Below are 25,535 nucleotides of genomic sequence, written 5' to 3' on the forward strand. Positions count from 1 at the left end.
CTCCATCGTTGCGTCGCCAGGGAATCTCAATTCACTTACCGAGGCAGTATGTGGCGAGCAGCCTCTGACAGTGGGCCAACAAGACCGGCATCCTCACTCGCCGTGGAGCAGGGAGGAAAGTTATGATCAACCGTTCATCCATCCGGGCAGGCAACGTCCACCCCACGGGTCATCGAAGTGACCAAAAGACCGTTTGGACATTCGAAATTCCAGACTCGGCTTCGCTACAAACCCGCCGGTACCGAACATTTTATGGAGTCGTAAGCCAAATGGGCGCCGGTAACGGCCGGGCCGTGAAGGACTGCTTAAGGGACTCAGAGTCCCTCAAAGTTCCCCTCACCCGTCGCGAAAAGCAGCACCGCCGGTCGCAACGGCGGCGCGTCAAGGACCCCTTCCCTCGGCTCAGTCGAGGAAACTCGACCTTCACACCTTCCCCCAGTACGTGAGCAAAGGCCGCAGGCCACGAGTAGGCACCGAAGGCTCTCCCTCGCCCACCCTCAGACACCCCCGATCAGGCGTACGCGCCGCGCGAGTATCCGCCGAACATCACCTCATCCGATGAAAGCGACAGACTTTCGGCACCCGGGCGTCATCTCCTCATCGCCGCCCACGGCACCGCGTTAAGAAACTCTGAAGACGGCGCGCGCAACCTTCTTCGTGTCCACCTCCGATGGCCGGACCCGCGAGCGAAAGGTGTGCCGATCATGACGAGCCCCGCACTCTCCTTGGCCGGAACCGATAGGGAAGTCCGCGAGGCCGCCTTACGCTACTGGAGTGACTTCGGCTGGCCGGTCAGGACCAACCACACCGAAGTCGTGCTGTCTCTCCAGCAAGATCTGCTCGCGGTGGCCATGCCCGCCGGACGCGGCGGACCGCTGCTCGAAATACTCGAAGCAGAGGGAGCCCGCGGCGGAGTCGTGAGCCTGCGCGGGAGCCGACGGCAGTGGTGGGCCTTCCTCATCACCCCGGCGGAGCGGTGGCGAGTGCCACCGACGCGCGACCTGTGGATGTTCAGCGAAGGCTCGGACCTCCCACTCCCCCATGACACAGCCCTGGTGACCGACGTCGGATGGATTCGCGAGCCGACCCCGGGTGAGGCGCTCTTCGACGGCGACCGACTACTGGACGCAACGACCGTCCTGTCCCACAGCACCCACACGGGGATTGGGACCGCGCGCTGACCACTCAGCTGTCCAGGCCTGTCCGAAGTCGGCGGCAGTCGCGCCATCGCAGGTCAACCTCCTGCAACGCGGCGGCTTCCACCCAGCACCACTGCCAGAACATGAAGAGTCTGCGGATTCGCCGGGGCCGACCTGGGGTCCAACCACAGTATCTCGCCCCAGCGTTACGCCTACCGGACGTAATCAGCAGATTATTCAACCACGCCAGCGAGACCGTTCGGGTGATTCGGTTGGTCCGACAGCCCGGTCGATCAGCACCCACTGACTCCCATTCGGTACTTGCGAGCACACTGCGGAGGCGAAGATGCACTTGCAGCTTGACCTCTTCGGTCCAGTCCGCGCTTGGCGGGGCAACGACGAAATCGTGCTGGGATCGGCCCAGCGCAGAACGCTGCTGGCGATCCTGGCGTTCCAGGCCAACCAGGTCGTCACGCGGTCGGACCTCATCGACGCGATCTGGGGCGAAAACGCGCCGGCCAGTGCCAACGGCAGCATCTACACCTACGTCTCCTCCCTGCGTTCCGCCCTCGACCCCACCCGTACCCTGCGCGACGCCACCGCCTTGCTGGCTTCGAGCGGACCGGGCTACTGCCTCCGGGTCGAAGCCGAGGCGATCGATGTCGCCCGGTTCGAGAATCTTCGCGAACGGGCCCGGCTGTGCCTGCGTGGACAGGACGTCACCGGCGCGCTCGCCGCGTTGGACAACGCGCTCGGGCTCTTCCAGGACGAACCGATGGCCGGTCTGTCCGGGCCCTATGCCGAGACCCAGCGCGAACGCCTGAAGGAACTGCGGCTGGAGGTCGTCGAACGCCGCGCCAAGATCCTGCTCGACGTCGGCGAGCACCAGAAGGTGCTCACCGAACTGACGCCGGTCGCCGCGGAACACCCGGTCCGGGAAGGCCTGCAGAGCCTCCACCTGCTCGCGCTCTACCGGTGTGGGCGCCGCGACGAGGCGCTGGGCGCGTTCGAGCGACTCCGTTCCACCACGATCGACGAACTCGGCGTCGAACCGGGCACCGACCTGACAGCGCGATACGAGCAGATCCGCGCCGACGACCCGGCGCTGTGGCACGGACAGGCGACCGCGCCGCAAGTGACGGCCACCGCCCGGACGCCCCGCTCCGAGCTTCGCGAGCCCCTCGTCGGCAGGCAATGCGAACTGGCCACGATCCGGACGGCGGTGCGCAGGCTCGGCGAGGGCGTTGGCTGCTCCGTATGGCTCGAAGGCGAACCAGGCGTCGGCAAGTCCGCGTTGCTCAACGCGGGGCTCGCACAGGTCGAGGCCTGCACGGTCGCCATCGCCTGCGCCGATCAACTGGAGCAGCACGATCCGCTCCAGGTCGTGCTCGACTGCCTCGACATCAAACTGACCTCGGCGGACCACCGCCGCCGCGAGGTGGCGCGTGCGGCCCGCACCATCGCCGCGGACGACGAAGCAGGGACCGCCGCAGTGATCGACCTCGTCGTCGAACTCGTCGGAAACCTGTGCCGTGAACGCCCACTGATCCTCGTGATGGACGACCTCCAGTGGGCGGACCCGGCCAGCCTCGAAGCGTGGCGACGGCTGGCGGCCGAGGCCGACCGGCTTCCGTTGCTGCTGATCGGGGTGAGCATGCGTGTGCCGTCCGATCACCGGCTCACCGCGCTGCGTGCCCGGACCACCTCGACGAACACGCATGTCCACAGCCTGGCGCCGCTTTCCCCCCAGGAGATCCACGCTCTCCTCGCCGAACTCACCGGCGCCGACCCGAGCCCGGCGCTCCTCGAACTCGCGCGCGGCGCGGCGGGGAACCCGCTCTTCGTGCGAGACCTCGTCAATGCCCTGGACGGGAACGAGTCGCCGGAGACCACGACCACCGAGGGCCGTCCGGTCTTTCCGCAGCCCGCGCTGGAAACCATCGGCCGCCGCCTCGGCTTCCTCTCCGCCGCCGCCTCGGAGTTGCTCCGGTGGGCGGCTCTGCTGGACCGGTTCTTCACGCGCGCCGATCTCGCCGCGGCATTGGGAAGGCCGGTGACGGAGCTCGATCACGTCGTCGCCGAGGTGGAGGCCGTTGGCCTCGTGACCCGCACCCGGGGCAAGCTCACCTTCCGGCATCCGGTCGTCCGCGAGTCGCTCTACGCCCGGACCCCGACCGCGATCCGGCTGGCCCTGCACCGGCAACTCGCGGAAGCACTCGCCGATGTCGGCGCCCCCGTCGAACGCGTGGCGTTCCAGTTGCTCGCCGCCCCGATCCCGGTCGACAAGTGGTTCTGTACCTGGTTGGCGCGCGAGGTCTACCAACTGGCGCCGCGAGCTCCCCTGGCGACGATGCGGCTGCTCCAGCGGGTGAACACCTCCGGCGCCGTTCCCTCGGCACTCCGTGAAACGCTGGGGATTGCGACGGCGCGGATCAAACTCTGGCTCGAACGGGACCTCACCGCCGACGCGGGCCAGGTCGCCGCCCGCACGAAAGACCCCGAAGTGCTGGCGGAGATGCGCTGGCTGCTCGCCTTCTCGCGCGTCCTCCGTGGCAATCCCGCTCAGGCCGTGGAGGGAGTCCAGGAGGCGCTCGGGGACGAGGACCTGCCTTCGGCTTGGCGTTCCCTGAACGAGGCCTTGCTGACCCGCGCCCGGACCGGCGGCCGTCCGGGGGAAGGGAAACCCGCCGTCGAGTCGCGTCCGCCCCTGATCCCGCCACAGCGGACGATGCCGGCCCTCGACCCCGCGGAGTCCTACTGGTTCGGCCGCTGGGACGCACCGCAGAAGGACCTCACACGTCGCCTTCGCAGCGGCATGACACTCGCACGGCACACCCTCGACCGGTCCCCGGTCCTGCGGCGGCTCAGCGGGGTCGCCGCGGTGATCGCCGCCCACCGGGGCAGGCCGGACGACGCGCGCACGCACCTGATGTCCGTGTGGGCCTTGGCTCCCGGCGGGGAGTTCGGTCAGGACGGTACGGACTTCATGCTGGGGGCCAACGCGATGCTCGCCGAGGCGGAGAATCAGCAGGCGGTCGCGTTCAACCTGTTGTCGGGCCTGCTTGAGTTCGACGACGAGGCGGTGTGTCCTTGGCTACCTGGTCTGGTACGGATCGCGGTAGAGCTGGGCCAGTACGAGGACGCTGAACTCGCGACGTCGCTGTGCGAACGCACGGCGGGGTACCAGGCGGACGCGCTCCGATGCCGGGCCATCCTCGTCGAGGACCCAATGCCCGCGTTCGAAGCGGCCGGGTATCTGCGGACGGCGGGGAACCGCTTCGGCGAGGCGAAGGCCATGGAAGACGCAGCCGCTCTCCTCGTCCGGCAAGGCAAGACGGTCAAAGGCGAAGCGGCTTTGCGGGTCGCTTTGAACGGCTACGACGAACTCGGTGCGCTCGCCGACATCCGGAGGGCCAAGCAGCGATTCGCTCGCGGACGTGAGCGGGCGTGCCGATGAGCGAGAAGCTGTTCCGAGTCCAGGCTCTCGGCTCGTTGCGCGCGTGGCTCGGCGACACCGAACTGGAGCTGGGGCCCGCCCGCCAGCGCGCCGTTTTCGCCGCGCTGGCGACCAGGGCGGTCGCCCGGCCGATCACCAGGGCCGAGCTGATCCAGGCGGTCTGGGGCGACGCCGCACCGGCCAGCGCGAACGGCAGCGTGCACACCTACATCTCCGGCCTGCGCCGGATACTGGAACCGAGTCGGACCCGCTGGTCCACCGACGGCCTGCTGGTGTCGGACTCCGCCGGGTACCGGCTCCGGCTCGCCCCCGCCGCACTCGACATCGCCGAGTTCGACAGGCTCCGCGAAACGGCCCGCGCGCACTGGCACGAGAACGACGCCGCCCGCGCGGTCGAAACACTGGACAGCGCGCTGGCCCTGTGGAGCGGCGAAGCCCTGACAGGTGTCCCCGGCCCACACGCCGAGTCGTTGCGTTCCAGCTTGGCCGAACACCGGCTCGCGGCGCTCGAAATGCGGGCGGCCGGGCTGCTGGCCTTGGGCGCTCACGACGATCTCATCCCCGAGCTGACCGTCCTCGTGCGCGAGCACCCGCTGCGGGAAGCGCTGTGGCAGTCGCTGATGATCGCCCTGCACCGCGGCGGCCGGACCACCGAGGCACTGGACGCCTTCCGCACCGCCCGCCAGATCCTGCGTGACGAGCTGGGAGTCCAACCTGGACGGCAACTCGCCGAAACCCACCAGCGGATCCTCGTCAACGACCCGGGACTGGCCCCGGCCGCCGCGCGTGCCGCGGTCGTAGAGACGCTGTCGGTCCTCCCCGGCCCGATCGCTCACGCCCTCGAAGCCCGCCGCGAGACGTCGCCCGTATGCCACGGCCGCGAAGAAGAGGTCGCCCTTCTCCGGCGGCTGGCCGAAGACGTGCTGGGCGGGCGCGGCCGGACGGTGTGGATCGAGGGTGAGCCCGGCATCGGCAAGTCCGAAGTCCTCACCTGCGCACTCGCGGACATCGGCGAGCGCGGCTGCCATGTCGCTTGGGCGGCCGCCAGCGAACTGGAGCAGCTGTTCCCGCTGCAGGTGGTCCTGGAATGCCTTGGACTGGACGCGAAAGACACCGGGGCGGAGGCGTCGGGAAACGACACGGACCCGGTGGCCGCGACCGCGGACCGGATCCTCGCCCACGTCGACCGGCTGTGCGTCACCGCGCCGCTGGTGATGGTCATCGACGACCTCCAGTGGGCCGACGAGGCAAGCGTGCTCATGTGGAACCGGCTTTCCGCGGCCACACGGCAGCTTCCGCTGCTGCTGATCGCCGCGTCGCGCCCGGTGCCGCGACGGGAAGAGCTGGTTCAGGCACGTCAGGCGGCGGAGGCCCGCGGACTCGAATCGATTACGCTCGGCCCGCTCACCGTATCCGCCGCCGAGAACCTCTTGGGCGACCTGATCGGCGCCCGCCCCAGCGAGGAACTCCGCTCGCTCATCGTCAAGGCCGCGGGCAATCCGCTTTACCTCCGCGAGGTGACGGGTGCCTTGGTGCGCGAAGAGGCCCTCGAGATCGTGGACGGCACCGCCCAGGTTCGGGGCGGCACGGATCTGAAGGCGCCCGAATCGCTGCTCGACGCGGTCGCACGGACACTGGAGCTGCTGGGCGAACTTTCCCGGGAAACGGTCCGGCGCGCGGCGGTGCTGGGTATGGAGTTCGGCCTGGCGCAGGTGGCCGCCACGATGGGCAAGATGCCCTCGGAACTGCTCGGCGTCTTCGAAGAAGTGATGGAGCTGCGCATCATCGTGGACACCGGGACGCAGCTGGCGTTCCGGCATCCGATGCTCCGCTGGGCTCTGTACAACGAAATCCCCGAGGACATCCGGGCCGAATGGCACCGCCGCGCCGCCGAGGCGCTGGCGGAAATCGGTTCGGGCGTCGAACACGTCGCCCAGCAACTCGTCGCCGTACCGGCGGCGGTCGACGGCTGGGTGATCGGCTGGCTGGCCGATCATCACGAGTCCCTCGCCAACCGCGCCCCCTCGATCGCCGCCGTCCTCCTGCACCGGGTGCTGGACGAGTGCCCGGCGGACGACCCCCGGCGCGAAGTGCTGCTCGCCGCGTACGTCGTCGTTCTGTTCAGGCTCGATCAAGAGCCTTTCGATCTGGCGCGAGAAGCCATGCTCATCAGCCGTGACGCGGCCCGGGCGGCGGAGATGCGGCATCTCGCGGCGGCGATGGCGCACCGTCGTGGTGAGACGGAGACCGCGACGACCCTGTTGGAGCGTAACGATTCTCCGGAAACCCCGCCGATCTGGCGGGAGCGGCGGCGGGCACTGTTGGCGAACTTCGCCCGCGGCACCCTCGACGATCTCGAAGAAGCCGCCCGAAAGGCCTTGCGGTCCTACCGCCAGGCGCTCGCGGTGGGCGAACCTTATCCGATCGGGCACGCACTGCAGACACTCTGGCTCGTCAAGTCGATCGAACGCGACCACGACACCGCGCTGCGCCATGTCGAGCACGCCATCGAAGCCGTAGAAGGCCATCAAGAGCACGCGGGGTTCTACTTCGACCTGCTCGACAACCGCCTCTTCACCCTGCAGAACCTCGACCGGCTGGACGAGGCCCACGCGACACTGCGCACCGCCCGGCGAGTGGCGGCCAAGTACTCGCTTCCCCATGGACTCCAGGTCTCTTCTGCCGTGCACGACTACTGGACCGGCGAATGGGATGGCGCGCTGGCGGAGCTCGACACCGTCACCGAAGACGGGCCGGCGATCACCTTCCACGGTCACCGCGAGCCAGGTCCGGCCGCGCTGCTGCTGCACGGCGTCGCCGGGTTGATCCACGGCCGCCGCGGCGAGACCGACGAAGCCGCCGCCCATCTTTACGCCGCCGAGGAGCACATCCCGGTCACCGGCTCCGAACGGGAGAGCTGCGACTTCCTCCTGGTCGCCCGCTCCCTGCAAGCCGAACAACGAGGTGACCTGGACCAGGCCGTTGCCCTCCTCAGTCCGGTCATGGATCCCACCTACGCCGCGATGATGCTGCGTCACCAATGGCTTCCCTGGCTTATCCGGCTGGCTCAAGCCCATGGCGACGAGGAAACCGCGGCCAAGGCCCTCGCGGTCTGCCGGGAAGAGGCGACGAAGGAGGTCACGCCCACGAGAGCGACCGCTGCCGCGCAGTGGTGCGCGGCCCTCGTCTCCGGCGATCCGGACCCCCTGCTCCGGACGATCGACCACTACGACAAGGTCGGCCGTCGGATGGAGCTGGCCTCGGCGCTGGGCGATGCCGCCGTCCTGCTCGCCGAGCGGGGGAGGCGGGAAGAGGCACAGGCCGCGGCGGATGACGCTGTCGCCGGGCTGGACCGGTTTGGCGCGCAGTGGGACGCCGGGGCGCTCGAACAACGATTGCGGAAATACGGCATCACGCCAGGACGGCCGAACCGAGCCGTCTCGGCCGCGGGCTGGGCCTCGTTGTCCGCGATGGAACGCGCGATCGCGACCTTGGCCGGCCAGGGCCGCTCCAATCCGGAGATCGCCACCGCGCTGGCGCTCCCCCGCCGTACCGTGCAGGCACACGTCACCCGGGTGCTCGCCGAACTCGGCCTCGCCTCACGCAACGGGCTCGCCGACCTGCCCATGGACACACCGCTCAGACAGGTAGCCCGTTCTTCTCGATGACGCGCGCGTAGTAACGGGCACTGTCCTTGACCGTGCGGCGCAGTCCGTCGGCGAAGTCGACCCTGACCAGGCCGAACCGCTGGGTGTATCCGAGCGACCATTCGAAGTTGTCCAGCAGCGACCAGACGACGTAGCCGCGCACGTCCGCCCCCGAGTGGATCGCGGCGAGTATCGCGTGCAGATGCTCGTGGAGGTACCTTTCGCGCTCGCTGTCGTGGATCCGGCCGTCCTGCTCGACCTGGTCTTCGAAAGCCGCGCCGTTCTCCAGTACCTCCGTCGGCAGCCCGCCCGTGTGCTCGTGCAGCCAGACGAGGAGATCCGTCAGTGACTCCGGCGCCTGCTCCCATCCGAACGACGTCAGCGGTCCTCGTGGCGGGGTCACGTCCATCCCGCGCAGGCCCGGCAGTCCGCAGTTGCTCACAGCCTCGGCGTCCTCCAACGGGATCACCCGCGCGGGTGCGTAATAGTTGACCCCGAGCCAGTCCATCGGCTGGGCGATCGTCTCGAGGTCACCGTCGTGGATGACCGACGTCCAGTCGCCGAGGTGCCGGATGTCGGCCAGGACGTCCTCCGGGTAGCCCCGGCCCAGGGCGGGGTCGAGGAAGAAGCGGTTGTGCAGGCCGCCGAACTTGCGCCTGGCTTCGCGGTTCCGCTCGTCGTCGACGTCGGTGAGCGCCGGGGCGAAGTTCAGCGCCAGGCCGAACTCCTGTCCCTGCCTGGCGCCCGCGCGCAGCACTTGCATGGCGAGGCCGTGTCCGAGCATCAAGTGGTGAGCGGCCCGCATCGCGAGCACCTCGTCGGAGCGCCCGGGAGCGTGCACCCCAGTGCCGTACCCCAGGAACGCCGCGCAAAAGGGTTCATTGACCGTCGTCCAGTGATCGACCCGGTCGCCGAGCAACTCCTGGACCAATGCCGCGTAGTCGGCGAAGCGGTAAGCCGTGTCCCTGGCGGGCCAGCCACCTTCGTCCTCGAGCGCCTGCGGCAGATCCCAGTGGTAGAGCGTCACCGAAGGACTGATCCCGCGGTCCAGCAGTGCGTCCACCATGCGGTCGTAGAACGCGAGCCCGCGCACTTCCAGCGTGCGCCCGTCCGGCATCACGCGTGGCCACGAGACCGAAAACCGGTAACCGGGGACGCCGAGCTGGGCGATCAGCGCGAAATCCTCCTCGTAGCGGTGGAAGTGATCGCAGGCCACGTCCGCGGTATGCCCGGAGTGGATCTTGCCTTCGACTCCTGTGAAGGTGTCCCAGACCGACCGGCCACGCCCGTCCTCGGCGACGCCTCCCTCGATCTGGAAGGCCGAAGTGCCCACCCCCCAGCGGAAACCGGGCGGGAAACGGTAGAGCTGCGCTTCGTTCATCAAGTTCCTCTCATCTCTTGAAATCTGCGCTCGGAACACCGCGAAGCGCTCCCTGGACCATGTGCCGCGCCACCAGGACGAACAGCACGATCACCGGGACCACCCCGAGCGTCGCTCCGGTGAGCATCAGCGCGTAGTCGGTGTAGTAACCGCTGGCGAGCGTCGACAGCGCCACCTGGACGGTGGGGCTGTCATGCGGGTCCAGGACGACCAGCGGGAAGAAGAAGTCGTTCCAGGCCGCCATGAACGTGAGCATCGCCAGCACGGCCGCTTGCGGCCGGATCGCGGGCAACCCCACGTGCCAGTAGGCCCGCAATACGGAGCAACCGTCCATGGTGGCCGCGTCGAGCAGCTCACCGGGAATGGCCTCCTCACAGGCTTGACGCATCCAGAAGACGCTGAACGCGCTCACCAGGCCCGGGACGATCACCGCCGGTAGTTCGCCGTACCAGCCCAGGTCGCTCACCACCATGTACAGCGGGACGATCCCCAGTTGTGAAGGCACCATCACGGTGCCGATCAAGACCAGGAACAAGGTGTCCCGTCCCCGGAACCGCAGTCTGGCGAAGGCGAACCCGGCGAGGCTGGCCAGCAGCACGTTGGACACCGTCACCGTGCCCGAGACGATCAGGGAGTTCTGCATGGCGAGCCAGAAATCGACCTTGTCGAAGACGTCTCGCACGTTGTCGAGAAGATGCCCGCCCGGTGTTAGCGGCGGAGTCCGCTGGGCGATCGCGGATCCGTCCCTCGTGGACACCACGAACGACCAGTAGAGCGGGAAGACCGATCCGGTCACGACCGCCAGCAGCGCACCATAGACCAAGAAGCCGGGCCTGCGGCGTCGTTTCGCCATCAGACCCTCCCGGGAATCCGGCGGGCGATGATGACACAGGCCGCCGCGAGCACCGCGCAGACGAGGAACACCACCCAGGCGATCGCGGCCGCGTAACCGGCGTCGAACTGCCCGAACCCTTTCTCGTACAGATACATGACGATGGTCTGGAACTGGCGGTCGTCCCCGCCGATACCCGCCACGCCGTTGGTGTCGAACAACTGCGGTTCGACGAACAGTTGCATTCCACCGATGGCCGAGACCACCACGGTGAAGAGGATCGTCGGCCGGATCGACGGCAGCGTCACGGAGCAGAACTGACGCAGCCGGGAGGCACCGTCGAGTTCCGCGGCTTCGTACAGTTCGGCGGGCACACTCTGCATCGCCGCCAGGTAGAGCAGCGCGTTGTAACCCGCCCAGCGCCAGACGACGATCAGCGCGATCGCCGCCTGCGCGGACCAGCCCTGGGCGTGCCAGTCGAGCGGTGGGACGCCCACGAGACCGAGCAGCCAGTTGATGACGCCGAAGTCACGCCCGAACAATTGGCCGAAGACCAGTGCCACCGCGGCGACCGAAACCACGTTCGGGAGCAGCACCGCCGACCGCCAGAAGGTCTTGGCGCGCAACGGGCGATCGAGCAGGGCCGCGATACCCAGCGCGAGCACGATCTGCGGCACCGTGGCGAGCAGCAGCAACGTGAGCGTGTTGCCGAGGGCGTTGTAGAACTTGGCGTCGCCGAACAGTGCGAAGTAGTTGTCCAGTCCGACGAAGCCTTCGTCGCCGTTGATCAACTGCCAGTCGTGCAGCGACACCCAAAGCGTGTAGAGCATCGGAAACAGCCCGAACAACGCGAAGAGCGCGAAGAAGGGCATGACCATGAGGATCGGCGTGACCCGCCGGTCCCATCGAGTCGAGAACCGCCGGTCACGAAGCCGCGGCACGGGCTTCCGTGACCGCTTGATCCCAGGCCGCGTCGAGTGCCTGCTTACCCGATTCGACCCGGCCCAACGCGGTGCCGAACGTCGGGCGCACCTTGGCGTCCTTCAGGCCGCGGTAGTTGGGTTTCAGGCTGTCGGCCGACGCGGCGTAGATCCGGCCGATGGGCGCTCCGCTGAAGTACGGATCTGTCTTCCCGAGCACCTCCGGCGCACCGTAGGCGGCCGGCTCGCTGGGGAGGATGTTGGACTCGGTGAACAGCCGCACCTCCTGCGCCGGCTCGGTCAGCCACTTCGCCAGGTCGTAGGCCGCACGCTGATGCTTGCTCTGCGTGGGCACGGTCAGGAACGACCCACCGTTGTTGCCACCGCCGCCGGGCACCGCGGCGACATCCCATTTGCCCGCGTTCTCCGGGCCGCCCGCTTCCTGGATCTGGGTGAGCATCCACGCCGGGCAGGCGATAGTCGCGAAGGAGCCCTGCTTGATGGCGACGTTCCACGGTTGGGTGAAGGGGGTCACCCGCGCGGTCTGTCCCTTCGCACCGATCTGCCCGGCGATCGTGAATGCCCGACGCAGGGCAGGGTTCCGGTCGGCGATGAAGGAGTCGTCCTTGGCGGAGAAGAAGTTCTCCGGCGACTGGTTCAGGATCGCGGTGTAGACGCCGCCGGCCGAGTCGGCGAACTTGGCCGAGGGAACCTTGCCCGAGAACAGATCCCCGGTCTTCGCATAGTCCTCCCACGTGGGCCACAACGCGGCTACCGCGGCCCGCTCGGTCGGCAGGCCGGCCTGGGCGAAGTAGTCCTTGCGGAAACACATGGCGAGCCCGCCCATGTCCGTGCCCAGCCCCATCACGGTGCCGCCACTGTTCGCCAGGCCCTGCTCCCACTTCCACTGCGGCCACCTGTCGCGCAGGTTCGCGGCGCCGAAACCGTTGAGATCGACGAACTTGTCCGCCGACTGACGGAACTGCGGCATGTACTGCTCTTCGATCGCCACGATGTCGGCCGCGCCGCGGCCCGCGGCCAGCTGGGTCGCGATGCCCTTGTGATGCGTTTCGAAATCGGCCACCCGGTTCTGGATCCGGATCCCGGGATGGGCCGCCTCGTACTCCTTGAGGAGCGAGCTGTAACCGAACTCGCCGAAGGTGGCGATGCTCAGCTCGATCCCCTCGTCGGCGGCCGGGGCGCACCCGGCACCCACCACGCTCGCGAGGACAACGACCGCGAGAACACGCTTGCGCAAGCCGGAAATCATTCCGGTCCTTCCCGTCAGGACGTCACCCGCGACGCCACCCGGAACAGCTCAGATCACTCCGGCACGCATCGCGTAGGCGACCGCGTGCGGACGGTTTCGCAGATTCAGGCGGTTCGTCAGCCCGTAAATCACGTTCTTCACGGTCCGCTCCGAATAGCAGAGCTTGTCCGCGATATCGGAGGTGTCGTGGCCTTCGGCCATCAACCGCAGGACGTCGACTTCACGGGGCGTCAGGCCGGCGGTGTCCGGACCTCGCGGGTCGAGCGCGTCGCGCTGCAGCCGTCGCACGCCGTCGAGCAACTGTCCGAGCAGGTCCGCCGGCAGGAGACCACGATCGGGAACGACGGACAGGATCGTCTCGACCAAGCGATCGCCGGAAGTCTGTGCACGGGCGAGCACGGCCACCACCCGGCACTCGACAGCGGTAAGGATGTCGTTTTCCCGCAGCTCGTTCGCGACAAGCACCTTTGAGACCCGTGCCGTGACGGGGTCGCTCCAGAGGTCGGCGACCGCCTGCTGGGTCATCCGGTCCCTGTGGACCACCAGGACGTCCCGCTCGGTCAACTCGTCGCGGTCGACGACCACCACCTCGGGGCGGCTTCGCAGATAGCTCGTCAGACCCACTTGCATGATCATGTCGGTCGCATGTACCGCAACACGTACCGGTTCCATCATGTGTCCTTCCCGAGCTCCGTACCCAGTGAGTCATGAGGATGTGGAACCGGACTTCACGATCTCTCAACTCCCAGGCCAGGCAGCATGCCGCAGGCTCGGCCGAACCGTCGGTCGCCCTCCAACTCGACAGCCGCACGGAGCCGGATGTCACCTGACGTCCACGTGTCACTACTCTAAGTAGATCACCTTCGTTGAGCGGCCGCTCCGTCGTCGCATCCGCTCTTCAGCCGAGAGCCACCCCATCAAGCAGACGGCGCAGGCCCAGGTCGAAAATCACTTCGGCCTCGTTCGCCAAATCAGTCTCCTCACCCTCGAACCACCCCAGCGCACCGGACATCGCTTTTTCGCCGAAGAGGTCCGCCGCCAGTCCGCGGACGAGCCCGTGCAGAAGAACCCAGTGGCGAAGGGCGGTCACCGAGCCCTCTCCCTGGTCGGCAGGCCCCCGTGTGACGGGTGCTCCGTGTGCGGCCAGCCACGGCAGCGCTCGCAACCCGCCGAGATCGAACCGCGTCAACCACGGATGCCGTCGGTACGTCGCCCAGAGCGACCGTGCCGCCGACTCGAGCCGGGCCTGTCCACGCAGGGCGTCGTCCACGGGTGCGTTCCCCGCCAGAGCGGTGTCCGCCATCAAGCCGACGAGTTCGGACCTGCCCTTCACGTGGTGGTACAACGACATGGTGCCGCCGTCCAACCTGGCCGCGACGGCTCGCATGGACACCGCGTCCAGCCCCTCCGCGTCCGCGATCTCGATCGCGGCGAGAACGATCCGTTCGCGGGAGTTGTCACGCCCGCTCCTCCCGCCGCCGGGCCCGCCGGCGACCACGGTGTACGCGCCGGGAATGGCTTCGACCACGCCTTCCGCGCGAAGGATGGCCACCGCCTTGGTGGCGGTCGCATGCGCCACCTGCCATTCCGCCGCGATCTTCCGGATCGACGGCACCCGGTCGCCGGGCTTCAGCCACCCCTTGTCGATGCGGTGCCGGATATCCGCGGCTATCACACCGGACAGTGTTCTCGCCGTCGGTTCTTTCTGTCGGTACAAAACACTCCCTTACGCCACGGCCCGAACGAGTACGCACCACACTGCGTTTCTGTATGGTCGGGGCAAAGTGGTTTCCGGGAACTAGAGACAAAAGGGCACAAGCCTCAGCGACCGATGCAGTACGCGGCCTTTTCGGCAGCCTCCTCTTCTCGCGGTGAGTCAAGGTCCAAAAGTCACCGGTTTCCTGCCTCGACACCGAGCACCACCCCTGAAAGCCTGGAAGATGTCCATCTTCTCGGCAGCACGGAGCCCGTACTCGCCGATCAACTCGAATATTCCGACAGGCCTATCCGTGACCGCTTTCAAAGTCGACAGGCCACGCTGCGGGTGCAAGTCACGTTCCGGTGGCGCCTGCAAGGGCGTGGTCCGTTATTCCGCGCCTCTGCGCCGGTATGCGCCGTCATGTCGGCAGCACATGCCCCAAGAGGAACAGGACGCTTTCGATCGAGATCCCCTGTGGACCCAAATCGGTCAGGTGATCTGGCTGCTCCGGCAGACCGAACAGAACCACCTGCCCCCGTTGCGGACGATCGAGGTGGCGAGCGCCATGCGGATCCATCAGACCCGCGCTTCGGAATTACTCAACGACCTGGAGCGCCTCCGTCGGGTCAAGGCGACGAAGAAGGGACGTCAGGTCACCTGGTCGCTCGGACCCGAGGAATTGTGATCGCGGTTCCACGGGGTCACCACCGCCGACCTGGCGGCCACCCGATCGGTGCCGCGTATTCATGGCCGGAGCAGAACCCGGAGTGGATTGCCCTCGTACTCACGCACTTTGGCGAGTCCCTCCACGACCCGCGCCAGCGGAAGAATCGCGCTGACCGACGAAGAGACATCCAGCCGCCCACGCTCGGTAAGTTCCACCAGAGCCTTCAGGTGGCGGACGCGGTATCCGGTGTGGCCGATAACGGTCCGGCCATCCTCCCCTTCAGAGAAATGCTCGACCAGCGAGCCCTCGGGCGCTCTCTTCACCAGCACCAGACGTCCTCGTTCGCCCAGAACCGCCCGAGCCTGCTCGAACGTCGACTCACGCCCGACGAAATCGAACGCCACGTCCAGCCCCCGGCCTCTCGTGATCTCCGCGATATAGGAGGCGACACGTTTGTTCGCCGGATCCAGAGCGACGTCCGCACCCCGGTCAAGCGCCCGTTCGCGGGCCTCGGGACGCCTGTCGAGTGCGATGATCGGCGTGGCCCCGCAGATCCGGGCCAACTGGACGAGATGAGTACCGAGTCCTCCAACACCCCAGACGCCGACGGCCTCGGCCGGTCGCAACCGCGCGGTGTCGATGGCGCCGTAGGGCGTGGACACCGCGCCGGAGAGAACCGCCGCATGCTCCAGCGGCATCGCGTCGGGAACCGAGACCAACGCCGTCGCGGAAGTGACCAGGTATTCGGCCCACGCACCGTCGTAGTGCACGGCCATCAGCCGAAGGTCGGAGCAGATGTCCGAACCGCGCCCTTCCCTGCATTCGGGACAGTTGCGGCATTCCCGGCCTGCCGCGACGACCACTCGGTCACCGGGTGTCCACGACCGTACGTCGTCCCCGACCGCCGCGACGACCCCGGCGGCTTCATATCCCGGCGTGTAGATCGGCATCCGAGACTGGACGAAACCGTCCATCCGGGCCGCATCGGACCCGCAGATGCCGCAGGCGGCCACCTTGACCAGGACTTCGTCCCGCTCAAGCGCCGGAATCGGCACTTCCGCCAGTTCCAGTTTCCCGGCGACGGAATCGAATCGGACCGCCCGCATCGTCGAGGGCAAGCCATCCGGGGCACTCGGAGACTTCATAGGCAGGTCGCGCCATGCGAAACAAAACTCGCCAAGCTCACCGGTACTCCCCTCAGTATCGCGCGAAGCTGACGGGTTCCAGAGCCGTCGCAGGCAGCGCGAACACGCCGATACGTGCCCGAAGGGAGATACAGACCCCCTCGATTCTGCTGGCAGCGTAACACGGGAGTGACCCTTTCGGTACCGGCCGAGGTCGCATTCTCCACGGTGATTTTCCGTGAATAGCGGACAAACGGCGGCCTACTCCGTCGATCGGGGTACCTGGGAGCAGACCGCCGCCGGCTGGCATTCGGAAGATCCGAGAATTCCGTTTCAGGGAAGCCATGCCGATACGGGTCCGCACTTGTGCCCTGTCAAGAAGTTCCTCCGAACGTCCCGCACCGATGACCCTACCCGGGATCAGCCGCCTTGTGGGGCAACATTACTGGACAAAGGTGACCGAGCGCGACCGGCCGGAATCTCGCCGATCCATGGGTGAGGATACCCGGAGGTGGGAAATAAGGGCACGATCACTGGCCGTTGAGGCATACATTCAGTCAAGTCATGCATGCCTCACCGTACGGTGAGGCATGGCCGCGGAAACCAGTGAATCAACTGTTCATTTACGCCGTTGTGCCATCAACGGCTGCGCGTGGCGTGGCACGTGCCCCGATCACGACGTCGAGGACGAACTCGACCCCGAACTGAACCGGCTGATGCGGCTCAGGCCCTTCGGCGCGGGGCGGAAACATCAGCGTTCGGCGGCCAAGTACGCCCAGAGCTACCGGATCAAGTCGAAAGTCACCGTGACGACCGTCGAAGAACGTCGGAAGAATCCTCCGGCACCCGTTCGGCGAAAGCGTCATATCGTCCATCCGGACACGTTCGCGGCCGTTCGCGAACTGACCGCGTCCCTGCGTCTGCACCGAACCGGGTCGAACACCTCTTCGCCGCTCTCCGATGTGACTTCGCCCCTCGAAGCCCCGGACACCGTCTCTCCCGGCATTGAACCGGTGGTCGCGGAGGTCCGGGAAGCGTCGCAGCCGAATGCCGCGGTTCCGTTTTCGGCCCCCGCGAAACCCAGTCCAGCCCTGCTCGCGAACCTGCGGCGGCCTGTCCCGGAAATGTCCCGTCCCGCCCGGTCCGGCCCTCGCCCGCGAGTTTCACCTGAGCGGACCTCGCCCGTCTTCGCCCTCGCGGGCTCGTCTTCCTCTGCCGCGCTGGGGCCGGCGATCGAGGCCATGCGCAAGGCCAGGCGACAGAGTCGGCCGGAGCGTTCCTGAACGGGTGCTGTGGGCCGGTGGACCTCTCTTATTGAGGGGTCAGGCAAAGGTGCGAGGTTGCGAAAGCCACAGTGGCAACGTTCAGCGTTGCACTGTGGCTTTCGCGGCACGGCCTCCCCACGGACACGCCACCTTTGGCTTACCCCTCTCGTAGGTACCTACTCGTGACCCGCGGCCCTTGCTCGGGGGAAGTACGTGATGGCCCCCTTCCTTGCGCCTGGCGCAAGGAAGGGGGCCATCAGGTAAGCAAATGCGGATCTCTCAAGGAGTCCTTGTCACGCTCAGCCGAAGAACACCGAAGCCACAGCGTTGTCGAAGCCGACCTTCGCGAGATCCGCGACATCGCCGTCGATGCTCAGCGACTTGCCCTTGCAGTCTTTCTCACTCCAGATCTTCACCGAACCGGAAGCCGCGATCGACGAGGCAACACCCGGGCGGGTGACGTTCTTGCAGCCGTTCCCGGCCACTCCCTGCGAAGACTCGTTGTCGCTGAAGTTCCTGCCATCGAACAGAACCGCACTTGTCGCGGGCCGCTGTTCCTCCGACGAGGGCGTCGTCGTCGTCGGAACAGTGACAGAGCCGTCCTGACCCGCCTTCTGACCGTTCGGTGTGACGCCGAACCAGGTACCGCCGACCCCCTGGCCTTTCGTGTCACCCGGTTCGGTGTCCTTCGCGAACCGGTATACCGGCCAGCCTGCGATCGTGACCTGCCGGGTGCCGTCGCTCCGCTCGACCGTGCCCACCGCGGACTTCTTCACACCGGCAAGGAAGATCTTGCTTCCGCCGGTCACCAGAACCGGCGGCCAGGTCTTCGCGCATTCCCCGTCGCACGTTGACTTCGACGGCTTGGCGGTGTCCTTGTCGAACCGATAGAGCGTCAGGCCCGCTCCGTTCACGACGACCGGATTCAGTTCGCCCGCCTCGGAGGCCATGAGCTGGACCCACTTGCGGGCGGTGGTCTGCTCGGCGGTGTTCGGCGTGCCGTCCGAGCCGGTTGCCCAGTCTCCTGTCTTCGGTTGTGTATCGTTCGCCTTGGCGGTACCGACGAGGAGGGCCGGAGCGCCATCCCCCGCTTCCGTCTGCGCCGGCGCCGCCGGACTGGGCGCGGAAGCCGGTGAGCCACAGGCCGCCAGAGCCAGTGCTCCCGCGGTCATGAGGGCGGCAACGGATACAAGTCGTTTACTGAACAAGTTGATCTCCCTACACCCTGCCTCCAAACTTTTCGGAGGCCCTATGCCGCCCACACGACTCAATCGCCGGGACGGTTCAAAAGGATTTTCGAAATTTTCGCGGGGAAACTCGCCAGCTGAAGGCATTGTCAAGCAAAAAGAGACTTCAGGGAAGCATTGATAGAAGTTCGGGCACGCACGTCGCGAACCCTGCGGTTCAGGCGGCGATACCCGCGTCTTCGGCGAGCGCGGCCACTCCCGCTCTCGTGATCACCGCGGGCGTCGGCTGGCCGTACGCCACGTGGCGCTCTTCCCTGATGAGCCCTACTTCGATGAGGTTGTGCACCGCGATGTGATCGCACCAGCAGCCGTCGATCGTGAGGGCGGGTTCGCAACTGGAGATGAGGACACCGCGCCCGGCCGCGACCGCCCGCAGTATGGCCCGCTCTCGCCGGCTCAATTCGATTCTGATACCGGTCATCACGATCACCGTCCCAGCTCGGCTATTCTGCCGCTTTCAGCTTGCGGCGGTACACTTCATTCTTTCTTCACTGGCTGTGGAGACGAGCGGATCCCGAGAGCGTCGACGGCGCGCCCACTCGACGGCACGGTTCATTTCCGCTGACGGACATCCCGTGCCGTGATCGAAAGTCCAGAGCTGTGGGTAATAAAGGGCATATCAGGCCACACTTGGCCTGCCCGATCACGCCTAGTACGCGATTCTGGTTCTCGGCTGGAGGTTGGAGAGTCGTGGCCGGTGTTGAACAGACCATGTGGGTAGAGGTACTGGGTGAGGTGAAGGCCCGCGCGGGAGAACAGGAGATCACTCTCGGTCCTCCCCGGCAACGGGCCGTCCTCGCCATTCTCGCGTTGCGCGCCAACCAGACGGTTTCGCGCGCCGAACTCATCGATGGTGTCTGGGGTGATGCCCCACCGGCGTCCGTCGAAGGCAGTGTGCACACCTACATCCACGGCCTTCGCCGCGCACTGTCCGTCTCGGACCAGGCCGTGCTCACGCGCACTGGAGCGGGCTACCAGCTCGTCCTGGGCCAGCGGGAACTCGACCTGAACGTGGTCGAGACCCGGCTCGCGGAAGCACGGAGCCTGGCGCGTGCTGGCAAGGGATCCGCCTCGGCCGACCTGATCAGCGAATGCCTGGCCCAGTGGCGCGGGATTCCGCTCTCCGGCCTGCCGGGACCGTTCGCGGAATCGGAGCGCGTCCGTCTTACGGAACTGCGCTACCAGCTCGTCGAAGAGCGGGCCGAACTCATGCTCGCGGCGGGCAGACATCGGGAACTGGTGACGGAACTCGGCGAGGCCGTGGAAGCGGAGCCCTTTCGTGAAGGCCTGCGCGCGCAGCTCATGCTGGCCCTCTACCGGAGCGGGCGCCGTGCGGACGCGTTGGCCGAGTTCGAGGCGGTGCGCCGATTGTTCGCCGACGAACTCGGCCTTGATCCCGGCGCCGCGCTCACCGAGCTGCATCTGCGGATGTTGCGCTCCGAATCGGGACTGGAATCCCCTGCCGAGACACCGCCACAGGCACGCCCCCAGGTTCCGGCGCAGCTGCCGCACGAGGCGCCCGACTTCGTCGGCCGGGCGACCGAACTGGAACAGCTGGCGGCGTGGTGCGCGGCGACGCGAGCGAGCGGCAAGGCTCTGGTCATCTCGGCGATCGACGGCGCGGGCGGGATCGGCAAGACCACGCTCGCGGTGCGGTTCGCCAGGATGGTCGCCGGGAGCTACCCGGACGGTCAGCTGTACCTGGACCTCCGCGGTTTCGACCCCAACCGCGCGCCGCTCAGTGCGAACGACGCGCTCGGCCAGCTGCTCTGGGCACTGGGCAGCACGCGGCAACGATCGGAACCCGACGAGCTGGTCTCGATGTACCGGACCGTGCTCTCCGACAAACGAGTGCTGATTCTGCTGGACAACGCCGTGTCGACGGAGCAGGTACGTGATCTGCTGCCGGGCACGTCGAACAGTCTGGTGCTCGTCACCAGCCGCAACCGGCTCAGTGGCCTGGTCGCCAGGGACGGGGCACGCCGGTTGACCCTGGGGCTGCTGACCGAATCCGAAGCGCTGGACCTGCTGCGCAACACGGTCGGCACGCAACGAATCGACGACGACCCGGCCGCGGCCGCCGAACTCGTCCGATTGTGCGGCTATCTGCCGCTGGCCTTGCGGGTCGCGGCTGAGAAGATCTCGGGAAGACCGGATACGAGCCTGCGTGAACTCGTCGAGAACCTGCACGCCGCACAGGACCGGCTGGACAACCTCCATGTCGACGATGACGAGATGACTTCCGTGCGAAGTGTCATCTCCTGGTCCTACACCTCCCTCGACCATGAACTGGCCAGGACATTCCGTCTGCTGGGCCTCGTCCGGGCTCCGAACATCGGCGCTTTCGCCGCGGCCTCGCTGATCGACAGGCCCGTAGCCGAAACCGAAGGGCTCCTCCGCACCCTGAGTGAACAGCATTTACTCGAACCCGAATCGGATCGATACGGCTTCCATGACCTCATCAAGGTCTATGCCGGCGAAATGGCATACAGCGAAGAACCCCCGGAGGTCCGCCGGGAAGCGATCCGCGAGCTCATGGTCTGGTATCTGACCGGCATGCGCGCGGCGCTCGTACGCCTGATCAAGGATTACCCGCTACCGCCTCTCGCGATTCCGGGAACGACGCATCCGCTGCCGGACTTCACTACCCGCGAGTCGACGTGGAAATGGTACGAAGAAGAAACGAAAAACGTAGCTGCCCTGATCGAACATGCGGGAGAGATCGGCGAACACGAGATAGCCTGGCAATTGACCTGGTGCACCTACAACAGTTTCTATTCGACCGGACTGATGTCGGAATGGATCCAGATCCTCACCATCGCACTGGCTTCCACGGAGCAACTGGCCGATCCAGGCCCCAAGGCGCGTATTCTGATGTTCCTCGGCATCGGAAACTCCCGGATCGGACGGAACGAAATCGCTGTCGAGTACCTGGAACGCGGACTATCCGTGGCCCGCGGCATTGACAACGACCACCTGCGCTCAAGCATGCTGGCCAATCTGGCATCCACGCTTCGCGAGATGAAGCGGTACGAAGAGGGCATCACTTACGCCCGCGAAGCAGTCGAGCTGGTGAAGCCCGAATCGCCGTATTACCAGAAGGCAGGCAGCATCGACGCCCTCTGCGAACTGTACGTCGAATCCGGTCAACCGGAACAAGCGCTGCGCTACGCCGAACTCGGCTTGGAAGCCGCCCGTGCCTGCGACGCGGCACTGCTCGAGGCCAACATGATGGTGAACGTCGCACACGCGTACCGGGACATGGCCGATATGACGACGGCGATGCGAGAATACGAAGCAGCACTCGAACTGTGCGTGAGACAAGGCGACCGCTACCACGAAGCCCTTGCTTTGCTGGGAATCGCCGAACTGCGCCGCCGGATGGACCAGTACGAAGACGCAAGGAAACACGCACACCGCGCGCTGGACATCTTCCTCGAACTCGGCGGCGAGGAGTCCGATGTGACGCTCGCCTTCCTCGCTTCGCTCGACACGGGCGCGACATCTTGACACCGATCGGCGAGACCGACGACGCCGGCGACTCCTCACCGGTGCCTATTTCGCGCGACGGGAACGCCGGCCGCCGATCAATGAGACGCGGTCCGCTCAAGCGGGTTCGCGATCACCCGATATGCCATCAACGTCCTGCCGAACTCGAAGGCCGCCCGCCTGAGGGCCCTGGCCGCGATAAGGGGGTTGACCTGCTTGAAATGACCGGTCACTGCCAGAGCGGCCGGCCGCTGTACGCCGGTGAGCGGCACCGCGATGGTCGTGACCTTCTGTACGACATCGTCTACCTGCGCGAGGCCGGTACGGCGGATCTCCGATAACCGGTCGGTATCCGGAGCTGCGCAAAGCCCGATGTCCCGCCCGACCTGATACGCGTGAAGAATCTGGCCTATCGCGGTTCGCGGAAAGCGCGAAGTGACCGAGACCACATTCGGCAACCTTGGCGTCCGGTGCCCGAAAATCTGATTGACGAGCTGAGCCGACTCACCGGCCAGCACACTGATGCTGGCGGTATGACCGGTCATCTGATGGAGATCGACAAGATAAGGCGTGGCGTGCTGGCGTAGCGACGCGACAAAACCGTCTTCGGGACTGCGATCGGGCTGCACCATACCGCCGGGAGAATATTTGTCGCCTGCCCTGACGATCATGCCGTGGGCCTGCAGCGCGGCGAGCACCCTGTGCACTGTCGCTTTCGCGAGTCGGGTATGCTGGCTGAGCTGGGTAAGGCTGAGTGGAACTTCGCTCGTGATCAACGACGCCAGGACGACCATCGCCTTGTCCACGGCAGTATGACCTGTGCCGCCGGCGAAGCCGTCCTCTTCCGACTTGCTTGCCAAAGACGCGTTCATGGGGAATCCAAGGGGGTCGACTGTCGGCATCTGCTTGCCTACCGATGACGATCCTAAGTCGATGTCAGCCCATCGAGACCACGGTCGACTTCGACCGAGCCTTTCGTCTAGCGAATCTGCCTTGACCGCCCTGGCGGACCGTTCGCGATTGACATCTCATGGCTGGGTCCACACCGTCCACAATGCCCGAACTTTCGCGGACAGCACCCCTTTCGGCACGTAGAGTAGCGAACACGTCAGTCCCCGGCCACAACGGCAGCCCTTTGTCCTCATTGGATATTCGTGGTGTATCGCTGCCCATGAGCAGTGGCCGCCTGCCCTGCACAAGCCGACGCCACCGGCATCCATCCTGTGCCGCGACCGCGATGCTTCGCTTCCGCAACTGCTCGAGCAGGAGTTCCGAGGGGCGAAACTTCGGTGAGTACGAGCAGACCATCTCGCTAGAGTTCGGCAAGCCTCATGTCTCGGATGACATCCGACAGCCTGTTGATGACACGGGCGTCGAGAGGGAGAGTGACCGTCTTGGACCAGGACCTCGTACCACTGCTCAGTCGTTCGTTCATGCGCGATCCCTATCCCACGCTCGCGGCACTACGGAGCACCCACGCGGCGGTGCCGGTCGAGAACGGCGGCTTCCGGATGTGGGTGATCACTCGTTACGAGGACGCGCGAACCCTCCTGGCGGACTCCACCCTCCACCGCGATCTGATCAAACATCGTCACGAGGTCGTCGGGCAGAACCTGATCGACGCCGGACGTAAACCGAAGCTGCCACGCGAATTGCGTCGCAGCATGCTCGACCAGGACGGCGCCGATCACCGGCGGATGCGGGCCGTGGTCGCCCGGCACTTCACTCCGTCCCGTCTGGCCAAGCACCGGCCGAGGATCGAGCAGGTCGCCGGAGAACTGCTCGATCGGTTGCCGGTGCGGGAACCTGTCGACATCATCGACGCGTACGCGAGGCCACTCTCAGCCATCTGCCTGTCCGAGATGCTCGGTGTTCCCGAGGGCTCACGCAGCGAGTTTCCGGTTTGGGAGACCGCGATCCTCACGGCGCCGACCAAAGCGGAGGTGGAGGACGCCGGACGCGGGATGCGGAGTTTCGCGGAGGAGATGATCGCGCTCAAGCGAGCCGAACCGGCCGACGACCTTTTCACGACGGTGGTCGAGGCGGCATCCGACGGTGCGCTGAACGACGCCGAACTGATCTCCATGGTCACCCTCCTGTTGATCGCCGGGTTGGAGCCCGCCAGTGCGATCGGCAGTGGGATTCGTGTGTTGCTGGGCCATCCCGGCGAACTGGAGCGGTTGCGCGCCGACCCGAAGCTGATCTCCGCCTGCGTCGAGGAGGTCCTTCGTTTCGAGACGCCGTTCCGGATGCTCACCCCGCGCTATCTCGACCATCCGCTGGAACTCAACGGTGCCACCATCCCGGCGGGTGAGCTGCTGCTGATCTCCACCGGAGCGGCGAATCGCGATCCGGTCCAGTTCGACCACCCGGACCGTTTCGACATCACCCGTGACACATCCAAACACCTCGGGTTCAGCCATGGTCGCCATCGGTGCCTGGGAGCGGAGCTGGGCAGACTGGAAACGGCGGTCGGGCTGTCGACGCTCTTCGCCCGCTTCCCCGAGATCCGCCTGGCCGCGACCGACGACGAAATCCGCTGGCGACCGGGAATGTTCATGCGGAGGCTCGACTCCCTGCCCGTCGTGGTGGGTTGACGACGGATCGGCAGGGCGGGCCCTTGGGAAGGTTTTGCCGATTCCACCATTACCGAGTACGGAATTCGCACTGGGAGTCCGATGATCAAGGTCGTTGTCGCCGGCGGTGATGAAATCTTCCGCGTCGGCATATGCAGTGTTCTCAAGGCATCCGGCACCATCGAGGTGGCGGCGCAGACCGGAACCGTGGAACGGATCGCGGAACTGGTTCTCGCCAACCAACCGGACGTGGTGGTGATTGATCTGACCACAAAGGACCAGTCGCTGACCCGGACCATCCGGAGCTTCCGCTGTGAACTGCCCGCCACGCGCGTCGTCGTGATCGCCCCGGTGACGACGAACGAAGTCGCGTACTTCTCCCTGACCGGGAGTGTGGCAGGCCTGCTCGAAGGGCCCGTGCCCCCGCAGGAACTGATCAACGTCATCACTGCCGTCGCGTCGGGGGATTCGATGATCATCTCACCGTCGATCGCCCAGCGGATGACCGACCGATTCCTTCGCTACACCCGTAATCAGGCCTGTCACGCCCAGGACCGGATCAACGCGCTCACCCCCCGCGAACGGGAGGTGCTGGCTCAAGTCGCCAAGGGATACGGCAACGCGGAGATCGCGCACCGACTGTACGTCAGCGAAGGGGCGGTCAAGGCGCATGTGAGTCATCTGCTGACCAAGCTGGGCTGCGCCAACCGCGTTCAAGCGGCGATCATCGCCTGCGATTCGGGATTGTTCGAGCTCGAGCAGGGGCAGTCCCGGCTCCCCTCCCCCAGCCCCATCGTCACTTGACTCAGTGCCGCGCTCAGG

General features: G+C 66.4%; 18 protein-coding genes. 8 read left to right on the plus strand and 10 right to left on the minus strand.

Going from position 1 to position 25,535, the window contains the following annotated elements:
- The first annotated feature begins 704 nt into the window (after nt 1–704).
- The 3 genes from H074_RS25610 to H074_RS25620 all read left to right on the plus strand — a co-directional run bounded on the left by H074_RS25610 (nt 705) and on the right by H074_RS25620 (nt 8,264).
- Nucleotides 705–1,181: a hypothetical protein gene (locus tag H074_RS25610; RefSeq protein ID WP_235096879.1), complete on the plus strand. Its 477-nt coding sequence runs from the start codon at nt 705–707 to the stop codon at nt 1,179–1,181.
- A 304-nt stretch (nt 1,182–1,485) separates the two neighbouring features.
- Nucleotides 1,486–4,596, plus strand: a complete 3,111-nt coding sequence (locus tag H074_RS25615; protein ID WP_007032973.1) for an ATP-binding protein — start codon at nt 1,486–1,488, stop codon at nt 4,594–4,596.
- The gene (locus H074_RS25620) at nt 4,593–8,264 is read left to right on the plus strand and encodes an ATP-binding protein (protein WP_039923471.1); all 3,672 of its coding nucleotides are present in this window, start codon (nt 4,593–4,595) and stop codon (nt 8,262–8,264) included. The genes H074_RS25615 and H074_RS25620 overlap by 4 nt, the downstream gene beginning before the upstream one ends.
- Here H074_RS25620 and H074_RS25625 read toward each other — a convergent pair.
- The 6 genes from H074_RS25625 to H074_RS25650 all read right to left on the minus strand — a co-directional run bounded on the left by H074_RS25625 (nt 8,236) and on the right by H074_RS25650 (nt 14,321).
- Nucleotides 8,236–9,624, minus strand: coding sequence for a GH1 family beta-glucosidase (locus H074_RS25625; protein WP_007032975.1), 1,389 nt, complete (start codon nt 9,622–9,624; stop codon nt 8,236–8,238). The genes H074_RS25620 and H074_RS25625 overlap by 29 nt on opposite strands.
- A gap of 10 nt (nt 9,625–9,634) precedes the next feature.
- The gene (locus H074_RS25630; RefSeq protein ID WP_007032976.1) at nt 9,635–10,477 is read right to left on the minus strand and encodes a carbohydrate ABC transporter permease; all 843 of its coding nucleotides are present in this window, start codon (nt 10,475–10,477) and stop codon (nt 9,635–9,637) included.
- A complete protein-coding gene (locus tag H074_RS25635; RefSeq protein ID WP_051072014.1) occupies nt 10,477–11,334 on the minus strand; it encodes a carbohydrate ABC transporter permease in 858 nt (285 codons plus the stop codon). The genes H074_RS25630 and H074_RS25635 overlap by 1 nt, the downstream gene beginning before the upstream one ends.
- A gap of 46 nt (nt 11,335–11,380) precedes the next feature.
- Complete coding sequence (locus H074_RS25640; protein ID WP_007032978.1) at nt 11,381–12,646, minus strand: ABC transporter substrate-binding protein; 1,266 nt, start codon at nt 12,644–12,646, stop codon at nt 11,381–11,383.
- Nucleotides 12,647–12,694: 48 nt separating this feature from the next.
- Nucleotides 12,695–13,321 (minus strand): helix-turn-helix transcriptional regulator, encoded by a 627-nt coding sequence (locus H074_RS25645; protein ID WP_007032979.1) that lies wholly within the window; start codon nt 13,319–13,321, stop codon nt 12,695–12,697.
- A gap of 223 nt (nt 13,322–13,544) precedes the next feature.
- The gene (locus tag H074_RS25650) at nt 13,545–14,321 is read right to left on the minus strand and encodes a GntR family transcriptional regulator (RefSeq protein WP_007032980.1); all 777 of its coding nucleotides are present in this window, start codon (nt 14,319–14,321) and stop codon (nt 13,545–13,547) included.
- Between the two features lie 517 nt (nt 14,322–14,838).
- Here H074_RS25650 and H074_RS25655 point away from each other — a divergent pair.
- Nucleotides 14,839–15,030 (plus strand): hypothetical protein, encoded by a 192-nt coding sequence (locus H074_RS25655; protein WP_235096880.1) that lies wholly within the window; start codon nt 14,839–14,841, stop codon nt 15,028–15,030.
- Between the two features lie 59 nt (nt 15,031–15,089).
- On the opposite strand, the gene H074_RS25660 is transcribed toward H074_RS25655, so the two are convergent.
- Nucleotides 15,090–16,118, minus strand: coding sequence for an arabinose dehydrogenase (locus H074_RS25660; protein WP_007032982.1), 1,029 nt, complete (start codon nt 16,116–16,118; stop codon nt 15,090–15,092).
- A gap of 608 nt (nt 16,119–16,726) precedes the next feature.
- Here H074_RS25660 and H074_RS25665 point away from each other — a divergent pair.
- Nucleotides 16,727–17,419 carry a hypothetical protein gene (locus tag H074_RS25665; RefSeq protein WP_007032983.1) on the plus strand — a complete coding sequence of 231 codons (693 nt, stop codon included), beginning with the start codon at nt 16,727–16,729 and terminating at the stop codon, nt 17,417–17,419.
- A 281-nt stretch (nt 17,420–17,700) separates the two neighbouring features.
- Here the strand turns inward: H074_RS25665 and H074_RS25670 are convergent, their stop codons facing one another.
- Both H074_RS25670 and H074_RS25675 read right to left on the minus strand, forming a co-directional pair.
- A complete protein-coding gene (locus H074_RS25670; protein WP_007032984.1) occupies nt 17,701–18,573 on the minus strand; it encodes a lipoprotein in 873 nt (290 codons plus the stop codon).
- Between the two features lie 232 nt (nt 18,574–18,805).
- Nucleotides 18,806–19,069 carry a hypothetical protein gene (locus tag H074_RS25675; protein WP_039923473.1) on the minus strand — a complete coding sequence of 88 codons (264 nt, stop codon included), beginning with the start codon at nt 19,067–19,069 and terminating at the stop codon, nt 18,806–18,808.
- A gap of 209 nt (nt 19,070–19,278) precedes the next feature.
- On the opposite strand from H074_RS25675, the gene H074_RS25680 reads away from it, so the two are divergent.
- Nucleotides 19,279–22,158, plus strand: a complete 2,880-nt coding sequence (locus H074_RS25680) for an AfsR/SARP family transcriptional regulator (protein WP_152521497.1) — start codon at nt 19,279–19,281, stop codon at nt 22,156–22,158.
- Between the two features lie 77 nt (nt 22,159–22,235).
- Here H074_RS25680 and H074_RS25685 read toward each other — a convergent pair whose 3' ends face one another.
- Complete coding sequence (locus H074_RS25685) at nt 22,236–23,009, minus strand: helix-turn-helix domain-containing protein (RefSeq protein WP_152521498.1); 774 nt, start codon at nt 23,007–23,009, stop codon at nt 22,236–22,238.
- A 513-nt stretch (nt 23,010–23,522) separates the two neighbouring features.
- On the opposite strand from H074_RS25685, the gene H074_RS25690 reads away from it, so the two are divergent.
- The gene (locus tag H074_RS25690; protein ID WP_007032988.1) at nt 23,523–24,734 is read left to right on the plus strand and encodes a cytochrome P450 family protein; all 1,212 of its coding nucleotides are present in this window, start codon (nt 23,523–23,525) and stop codon (nt 24,732–24,734) included.
- An 81-nt stretch (nt 24,735–24,815) separates the two neighbouring features.
- The gene (locus H074_RS25695; RefSeq protein WP_007032989.1) at nt 24,816–25,517 is read left to right on the plus strand and encodes a response regulator transcription factor; all 702 of its coding nucleotides are present in this window, start codon (nt 24,816–24,818) and stop codon (nt 25,515–25,517) included.
- Nucleotides 25,518–25,535: the final 18 nt, after the last annotated feature.

Source organism: Amycolatopsis decaplanina DSM 44594, from assembly GCF_000342005.1.
Lineage (GTDB): Bacteria > Actinomycetota > Actinomycetes > Mycobacteriales > Pseudonocardiaceae > Amycolatopsis > Amycolatopsis decaplanina.

Bases quoted from the DNA above. Each gene is read 5' to 3' on its own strand.
- H074_RS25610 (WP_235096879.1), top strand. From the start codon at position 705: ATGACGAGCCCCGCACTCTCCTTGGCCGGAACCGATAGGGAAGTCCGC.
- H074_RS25615 (WP_007032973.1), top strand. From the start codon at position 1,486: ATGCACTTGCAGCTTGACCTCTTCGGTCCAGTCCGCGCTTGGCGGGGC.
- H074_RS25620 (WP_039923471.1), top strand. From the start codon at position 4,593: ATGAGCGAGAAGCTGTTCCGAGTCCAGGCTCTCGGCTCGTTGCGCGCG.
- H074_RS25625 (WP_007032975.1), bottom strand. From the start codon at position 9,624: ATGAACGAAGCGCAGCTCTACCGTTTCCCGCCCGGTTTCCGCTGGGGG.
- H074_RS25630 (WP_007032976.1), bottom strand. From the start codon at position 10,477: ATGGCGAAACGACGCCGCAGGCCCGGCTTCTTGGTCTATGGTGCGCTG.
- H074_RS25635 (WP_051072014.1), bottom strand. From the start codon at position 11,334: ATGGTCATGCCCTTCTTCGCGCTCTTCGCGTTGTTCGGGCTGTTTCCG.
- H074_RS25640 (WP_007032978.1), bottom strand. From the start codon at position 12,646: ATGATTTCCGGCTTGCGCAAGCGTGTTCTCGCGGTCGTTGTCCTCGCG.
- H074_RS25645 (WP_007032979.1), bottom strand. From the start codon at position 13,321: ATGATGGAACCGGTACGTGTTGCGGTACATGCGACCGACATGATCATG.
- H074_RS25660 (WP_007032982.1), bottom strand. From the start codon at position 16,118: ATGCGGGCGGTCCGATTCGATTCCGTCGCCGGGAAACTGGAACTGGCG.
- H074_RS25665 (WP_007032983.1), top strand. From the start codon at position 16,727: ATGGCCGCGGAAACCAGTGAATCAACTGTTCATTTACGCCGTTGTGCC.
- H074_RS25670 (WP_007032984.1), bottom strand. From the start codon at position 18,573: ATGACCGCGGGAGCACTGGCTCTGGCGGCCTGTGGCTCACCGGCTTCC.
- H074_RS25675 (WP_039923473.1), bottom strand. From the start codon at position 19,069: ATGACCGGTATCAGAATCGAATTGAGCCGGCGAGAGCGGGCCATACTG.
- H074_RS25685 (WP_152521498.1), bottom strand. From the start codon at position 23,009: ATGAACGCGTCTTTGGCAAGCAAGTCGGAAGAGGACGGCTTCGCCGGC.
- H074_RS25695 (WP_007032989.1), top strand. From the start codon at position 24,816: ATGATCAAGGTCGTTGTCGCCGGCGGTGATGAAATCTTCCGCGTCGGC.